2 protein-coding genes and 1 pseudogene are annotated in these 2071 nt (G+C 61.6%); 2 read left to right on the top strand and 1 reads right to left on the bottom strand.

From position 1 onward, the window contains the following. Nucleotides 1-105, top strand: a pseudogene (locus UB23_RS30680) (IS110 family transposase); the annotation flags it as partial. A 38-nt stretch (nt 106-143) separates the two neighbouring features. Here the strand turns inward: UB23_RS30680 and UB23_RS07980 are convergent. Further along, entirely contained in the window at nt 144-1022 is an 879-nt protein-coding gene (locus UB23_RS07980) for an MBL fold metallo-hydrolase (protein ID WP_045058804.1), read from the bottom strand. A gap of 113 nt (nt 1023-1135) precedes the next feature. Here UB23_RS07980 and UB23_RS07985 point away from each other — a divergent pair, with 113 nt between their 5' ends. Beyond that, nucleotides 1136-2050 carry a LysR family transcriptional regulator gene (locus UB23_RS07985; RefSeq protein ID WP_045058805.1) on the top strand — a complete coding sequence of 305 codons (915 nt, stop codon included), beginning with the start codon at nt 1136-1138 and terminating at the stop codon, nt 2048-2050. Nucleotides 2051-2071 lie beyond the last annotated feature (21 nt).

Raw genomic sequence — 2071 nt, forward strand, 5'->3', positions numbered from 1 at the left:
GCGGTTATGCGCAAATACCTGACAGGCTTGTGGGCGTGCATACGCGCAGGAGAAGATTTCGACACGGCCAAGCTTTTCAGCGAAAAACACCTGCTGAAAGCTTGACCGGTAACAGAGTATCTACAGGTGCAAGGGTTAGCGTATTACCACTGCATCTCACCCTTGGCGACCTTGGCACTGAGCTCCAGCGAACTCTCTTCGCCCAGGGTCGGGTAACGTTTTTTCATGGCGGCGATCAGCGCAGCCGAGTCCTTGGCCTTGGCGGTTTCTTCGTCGAAGGCCCGGATATAGTCAGCGGTAAACTGCACAGCCGCCAACGACCGGGTGCTCTCGCCCAGGTAATGGCCGGGCACCAAAGTCTGCGGCTTGAGCGTCTCGATGGACTGCAGCGTCGCCAGCCAATCGGCATGGGACTGTGGGGTTTGGGTGTCGGCCATCCACACATGGATGTTCTGCGCCACCACCACGCCGCCTACCACCGCCTTGATCGACGGGATCCACACGAAGCTGCGATCCGGTTGCCTGCCGTCGAGGCCGATCACCTGCAGTTTGTGCCCCTCAAGCATCAGGCTGTCGCCGTTGAGCACCTGCGGGACGATGGTTTTGGCCGGCACATCCGCACCCATTTTCGGCCCCCAGAAGGCCAGTTTTGCGTCGACCGTCTGCGTGATGTGATCCACAGTCGCCTGCGACGCCAGCACCCGGGCTTTCGGAAACGCGGCGGTCAGGGTGTCGAGGCCAAAGTAGTAATCGGGATCACCGTGGCTGATGTAGATCGTGGTCAGTTGCTTGCCGCTGGTGCGAATTTTCTGCACCACTTGTTCGGCCTGGGATTTGCCGAATTGCGCGTCCACCAGCACCGCGTCTTTCTCGCCGCTGACGAGCACCGAACTGACCGGGAAAATTGCCTCGGTACCCGGGTTGTAGACGTCCAGCGTAAGGGGCGCCGCGAGGGCGTGGGCTGCCAGGCCGAACGTGACGCTGGCCAGCAGAATACGTTTGAGGGAAGTGAAACCGATCATGTAGGGCTCCGATGCCGATTGCCGTATGTGGCGATGCGACAGAGCTTAGTTGCCTGCACTGGTACAAAAAATGCGATGCTGCGACATAGTTTGTTTCTAAAATCGGGCAAATCATGGATCGACTTCAAGCAATGCGGGTGTTCGTCTCGGTGGTCGACCTCGGCAGCCAGTCGGCTGCAGCCGATCACCTGGACCTTTCGCGGCCGGTGGTCTCACGTTATCTGGCGGAGCTGGAGGATTGGGTCGGCGCGCGGCTGATGCACCGTACCACGCGCAAACTGAGCCTGACGGCGGCGGGCAGCGAGATACTGCCGCGCTGTCGGCAAATGCTCGAGCTGTCCAGCGACATGCAGGCGGCGGTCACCGAGCCGGACGAGGCGCCCCGCGGTTTGCTGCGCATCAGCGTCAGCACCTCGTTCGGCCAGGCGCAATTGGCGGACGCCATGGCGGCGTTCGTCAAGCGCTACCCTGGCGTCAGCATCGACCTGCAGATGCTCGATCGCACGGTCAACCTGGTGGACGAACGCATCGACCTGGCCATCCGCACCAGCAACGATCTGGACCCGAACCTGATCGCGCGGCGGCTGACAGTTTGCCGTTCGGTCATCTGCGCCTCCCCGGCGTATCTGCACGAGCACCCGGCGCCGCAGCGGGTCGAGGAGTTGAGCGAACACAATTGCCTGACCCACTCCTACTTCGGCAAAAGCCTCTGGCACTTCGAGCAGGACGGCGAGTCGCAGTCGGTGACGGTGCAGGGCAACATCAGCGCCAACGAGGCAAGCACCCTGCTGCGCGCCACCCTGGCCGGCGCCGGGGTGGCGATGTTGCCGAGCTACCAGGCGGGCGTGCACATTGTCAGTGGCGAGTTGATCCGCTTGTTACCCCAAGCCGAACCGCGGCAGATGAACATCTACGCGGTGTACGCGTCCCGCAAGCACATGCCGACGACGTTGCGCTGCATGCTGGATTTCCTGGTGCTGCGGTTTCCGCAAGAGCCGGTGTGGGATGTCGAGTTGGATCGACTGTAGGGCTGTCTCTTATACACATCT

The sequence above is a fragment of the Pseudomonas sp. ES3-33 genome (assembly GCF_000952175.1).
Lineage (GTDB): Bacteria > Pseudomonadota > Gammaproteobacteria > Pseudomonadales > Pseudomonadaceae > Aquipseudomonas > Aquipseudomonas gregormendelii.